6 protein-coding genes are annotated in these 4,111 nt (G+C 38.1%); all 6 read left to right on the forward strand.

Annotated features, from left to right (window positions below):
- Positions 1-200: 200 nt before the first annotated feature.
- Complete coding sequence (locus RYP29_RS08355; RefSeq protein ID WP_311533062.1) at positions 201-1,007, forward strand: hypothetical protein; 807 nt, start codon at positions 201-203, stop codon at positions 1,005-1,007.
- A gap of 35 nt (positions 1,008-1,042) precedes the next feature.
- A complete protein-coding gene (locus tag RYP29_RS08360; protein ID WP_311533064.1) occupies positions 1,043-1,639 on the forward strand; it encodes a hypothetical protein in 597 nt (198 codons plus the stop codon).
- 1 nt (position 1,640) lies between these two features.
- Positions 1,641-2,183 (forward strand): hypothetical protein, encoded by a 543-nt coding sequence (locus tag RYP29_RS08365; RefSeq protein ID WP_311533066.1) that lies wholly within the window; start codon positions 1,641-1,643, stop codon positions 2,181-2,183.
- Between the two features lie 31 nt (positions 2,184-2,214).
- Positions 2,215-2,721 (forward strand): YfbM family protein, encoded by a 507-nt coding sequence (locus tag RYP29_RS08370; protein WP_311533068.1) that lies wholly within the window; start codon positions 2,215-2,217, stop codon positions 2,719-2,721.
- Between the two features lie 63 nt (positions 2,722-2,784).
- The gene (locus RYP29_RS08375) at positions 2,785-3,564 is read left to right on the forward strand and encodes a leucine-rich repeat domain-containing protein (RefSeq protein WP_311533070.1); all 780 of its coding nucleotides are present in this window, start codon (positions 2,785-2,787) and stop codon (positions 3,562-3,564) included.
- 56 nt (positions 3,565-3,620) lie between these two features.
- Complete coding sequence (locus RYP29_RS08380) at positions 3,621-3,914, forward strand: DUF2695 domain-containing protein (RefSeq protein ID WP_311533072.1); 294 nt, start codon at positions 3,621-3,623, stop codon at positions 3,912-3,914.
- Positions 3,915-4,111 lie beyond the last annotated feature (197 nt).

The following is a 4,111-nucleotide window of genomic DNA, read 5'->3' on the forward strand; positions in this document are numbered from 1 at the left end:
GTGAATACTGACTTTAGTGTACAGTTAGATTGGATTACAATCATAAACAAAGAAAAAGCCTTAACTGAACAAAAAGAAAAGGGACAAATTGACATAAAACAATACATGGTTGCTAAACAAGAACTGCAACAGATTAAGGATGAATTTATAGCGACTCATGGCGAGATGGAATAAGAGCTGTTGTCTTAAAGGAGATGTTTATGGCAATTGACGGTGTGAAAATCATAGATAGTGATGACGGCCATGATATTTATAATGCCATTGTTGAGCGATATAAGGATGGCGTCAGTATTGATACAATCATTTCTGAAATCTTAAGTGAGGAACAAAATTTTTGCACTGACGAGTTTTATACAGAGATTTATTGGACTGCTGTGGCTTATTCGTTGTGGAAGATAGGCCATCTACCGGATGCCGTCAAAGAGAAAGCCTTAGACATCATCGCTCAGGGTCCTCATGAGTTTTGGTTAGAAATCGATAGTAAGGCCCTTAAACAGCGTCGAAAGGTATTGGATAAGTTAGCAGTACAGCTACAAAGTGAAAATCCAAAGCCGCTTAAGGTTCGTAAATCTAAAACAAAGAGAGAACCTCATTTTAATGTGGGAGACGTATTAGCTGTTAAGTTTGAAAACGAGTATGGTGCTATATTTGTCTCTGACGTGGATCAATCACCGCGGAAAATCGAATATCATTTAGCTTGTACGCGGCTTTTACAAGAAGAAAGGCCAACAATGGAGCAATTTTTAAATAGTAAAATTGCCTGCCGGAAAGATAATACAAATTTCGGTATCGATACAGATTGTTGGTTCAATCATAAGGACTTAGGTTTGTTACTGGATAATTTGGAAATTATTGGGACTGTTGAACTATATCCGTGTAAACTATGGAAACTAGCACCAGCGGGAACGCTTGAGGACATCTATGAGGAGATTACAGATGAGCCTAGGGTTGGAAAACTACGTCTCATAGACACCTATGAACTGGTGAAAGAGGTTATATACGGATAGGAACACGAAAGTATATTGATAAAGGTATAACTATAATGGATACTGTGACGAAACAATATATAGAAACGGTGAAAGTCAGTGATATACCTTGGCACCGGTTAACCACAACCTACGGGCGTGCTACAGATTTTCCTGCTGAGCTTGATGTATTGTGGAATATGGAAAGCTTGGAAGTGGTTGATACGGCTGGTGAGGCGTTAGAACTCAATATTGAGCACCAATCAACGTTGTGGCATGCTACACCATTCGCCATGATTTTCTTGCTTCGTATTTTTAAGAAAGCCCAGGAAGAGCGCGCTCATAATGAGGTAGCTCAGTATTTAGCAGAACAATTGGTTGAGTTGTTTACTGTGATTGCTGAGTGCATTCGAGATGGTCTTATGCTAGAGCATGCAGAGCCATTGCCGAACTTTGAGGATATGCTCAACGAAGAATACCTTTGGTCTGAAGAATATGATGAAGACGAAGATGTTCTTAGATATGAGGAAGAGGATGTATTTCCTGATGATTTATTTTTTAGCTTTTATTATTACTCCTTGCAAGTACTTTTGTTAGCTATTCCGCTATTAGATACATCTGATGAAGGAGAGGCTAAATTGCTAGGAATAATTTCTGCTAATAGGAGCGTGTAAGATGGGTTATTTAGATATATTGCGAAATGATGCCAAGTTAGCTGAAGATTTTGATACGCTATTTGATTTTCGCTTGCTAGATGCGCTGGAGGAAAGGGATACGGCTGAAGGTCGTTGCACGTTCTCCGTGCCGGGGATGGCATTTGCTGTAGATGGTGCTGGCGGTGAATATCATCTGTTGGAGGACGGCTCCATAGGTTATTGGAGTAGTGAGGGTGCTGCTGGTCGTTTAGCTGAAAGTATGGACGATTTATTTCATTTAATTATTTTTAGTATTTGTTGGCATGATTATTGTGATTCTCGCAAGTATTCTGATCTGGTAACATTAGATACCTATGCTCAGAATAAGCAGCTAGATATTATGTCCTATTCACCAATGGAACTTTGGGAACCCATTGCGAATGCTTTTAACATGTCCATGGAGATAAAATTGACTCCTATTTTACAGAAATTTTATGATGCGGCGCATCGTGAACCGGTATATACCTGCTATTTCCATGAAGATGATGGAAGCGTTACAGAATCGGAAAATTTATTTTTCTAATGGTTAGAAGAATTTATGAAAGGATTTAATTATGGGACTAATTGCTAATTATAGCTGTTTAAGCGATGCGAATTTAAAAGAGCTTAAAGCCATGGGCTCAGAAGAAGAGGAAATTCTTGAAAGCGTTGAAGAGTGGAATGACGATGATGAATTATTGCTCGATATCGATAAGATGTGGGATGTACTTCACTTTATGCTAACTGGCGTAGGTACTGACCATAAGGATGATAATAACCCTCTTAGTCAAGCTGTGCTTGGCATAACAGCTGTTGAAGAACTATCGGATTATTTGGCGTATACTGAACACGATAAGTTAGCGGATATCGTGGTGGCTCTAGAGCAGTTTGATATGGAAGAAGCTCTTGAATCCTTTGATATGGCAGCCTGCAAAGATGCCGAATTATATCCAAATATCTGGGACTACGATGAGGAAGAGGAAGAAATTAAAGACGAACTTCTTCATGATTTCGAACAAATGAAACGCTTCTATAAACAAGTGCTCGAAGCAAATGGGAACGTACTTGTATCGATTTGCTAAGGTCATTACAATTTGTTGGCTATGGATTTAGTTATAGCTAAACCAATTATGCGACTGGCGAAGATGAGGAATTGTAACATGGCAGTGTTAACAGAAAAGCAAATTAAATATGGATTTGACTACTATCATAAGGATGATGCACGGCCTAAATCTGTGGTAGAGGTCTCAGAATATGATGGTGAAGACAAGTTAATAATCAACTGCACACAGTTAGAAGAGTCTTATTCTGCTAAAGATAAGAAGCGAATTTGGATGGAGTGGTGTGATTTTCTAGTAAATAATCCAGATGCTTTTACAGAGCTTATGTTTTGTACAAGAATGTCACAGGACCTATTTGATGCGGTGTGTGCCCAACGGAGACTCAAAAAATTACATATAAAATGGGGCGTCTATCCAGATATTTCAAAATTAGAGAACTTACAAGAACTAGAATATTTACACATTGGATCTGGTAGAAGCGTATCGAGTTTAGAGCCTATATCAAAATTAGAAAATTTAGTGGCTCTGTCGCTTGAGAACTTTCAACAAATTGATGATTATGCACCATTAGCGAATCTGAAGAATCTCGAAAGTCTCGCCTTAGAAGGTGATTTCGCATCGCCTAAAATTCTTAAGGTTCAATCATTGGGATTTCTACGTCATATAAAACAGCTGCGATTCTTTAGCTTCTTGACCGCTAAAGTGATGGATACAGACTATTCTCCAATTTTAGAACTCCATAATCTAGAACATCTTACATTAAGATCCTGTAAAGAGGTTAAGCAGTTGTATCCTCAGTTAGTTAAGTTGCCGAAGCTAAAATATGGCACAGTTTTAGAACGACCAGAATTATATGAGACATAAGTTATGGGGCAGATATTAAAGATATAAAACATAATATGTAAAGGAAAAGCATTATCATGGATAAAGCGCGTAAAAAGGAATTACTAAAGGCTTATGCTAATGAGCAAAAGCAATCTTTTAAAGATAGTCTGCCTATGGATGAAGAGTTATTTTGGAATCTCTTTGACTATGTAGACGAGAAATTAGAGGCAAATGACAGTTGCGATCATAGTCTGACTTTCACAAGAGAATTTTTGGAAACACAAAAGGTAGATGTGGAAAGCGTATTAGAATGGATTGTTAATGAAGGTGGCGGTTGTGACTGCGAGGTTCTCTACAATGTAGAGGAGCGTTTTGAGGAGTACGCTTAACTGTATTTTAAATATTTAATTCCTTTTATTTGCAGGTGTTACAGTAAAAGTATATAGTAAAGGCATGTGATGTAATTATTCACATGCCTATTTTCTTTATAAGGAGGACGCTATGCAACACGTTCAAACCCGCAGTACTACATCCGCGTTAGTACTCACAGCCGTATTGATTGCCCTCGCTACATTGCTTACAATGT

This window comes from uncultured Veillonella sp. (genome assembly GCF_963534045.1).
In the GTDB taxonomy this organism is placed as follows: domain Bacteria; phylum Bacillota; class Negativicutes; order Veillonellales; family Veillonellaceae; genus Veillonella.

What these genes read in the sequence shown, in the direction of transcription:
- RYP29_RS08380 (WP_311533072.1), top strand. Translation starts at nt 3,621, where the DNA reads ATGGATAAAGCGCGTAAAAAGGAATTACTAAAGGCTTATGCTAATGAG.
- RYP29_RS08365 (WP_311533066.1), top strand. Translation starts at nt 1,641, where the DNA reads ATGGGTTATTTAGATATATTGCGAAATGATGCCAAGTTAGCTGAAGAT.
- RYP29_RS08360 (WP_311533064.1), top strand. Translation starts at nt 1,043, where the DNA reads ATGGATACTGTGACGAAACAATATATAGAAACGGTGAAAGTCAGTGAT.
- RYP29_RS08370 (WP_311533068.1), top strand. Translation starts at nt 2,215, where the DNA reads ATGGGACTAATTGCTAATTATAGCTGTTTAAGCGATGCGAATTTAAAA.
- RYP29_RS08355 (WP_311533062.1), top strand. Translation starts at nt 201, where the DNA reads ATGGCAATTGACGGTGTGAAAATCATAGATAGTGATGACGGCCATGAT.
- RYP29_RS08375 (WP_311533070.1), top strand. Translation starts at nt 2,785, where the DNA reads ATGAGGAATTGTAACATGGCAGTGTTAACAGAAAAGCAAATTAAATAT.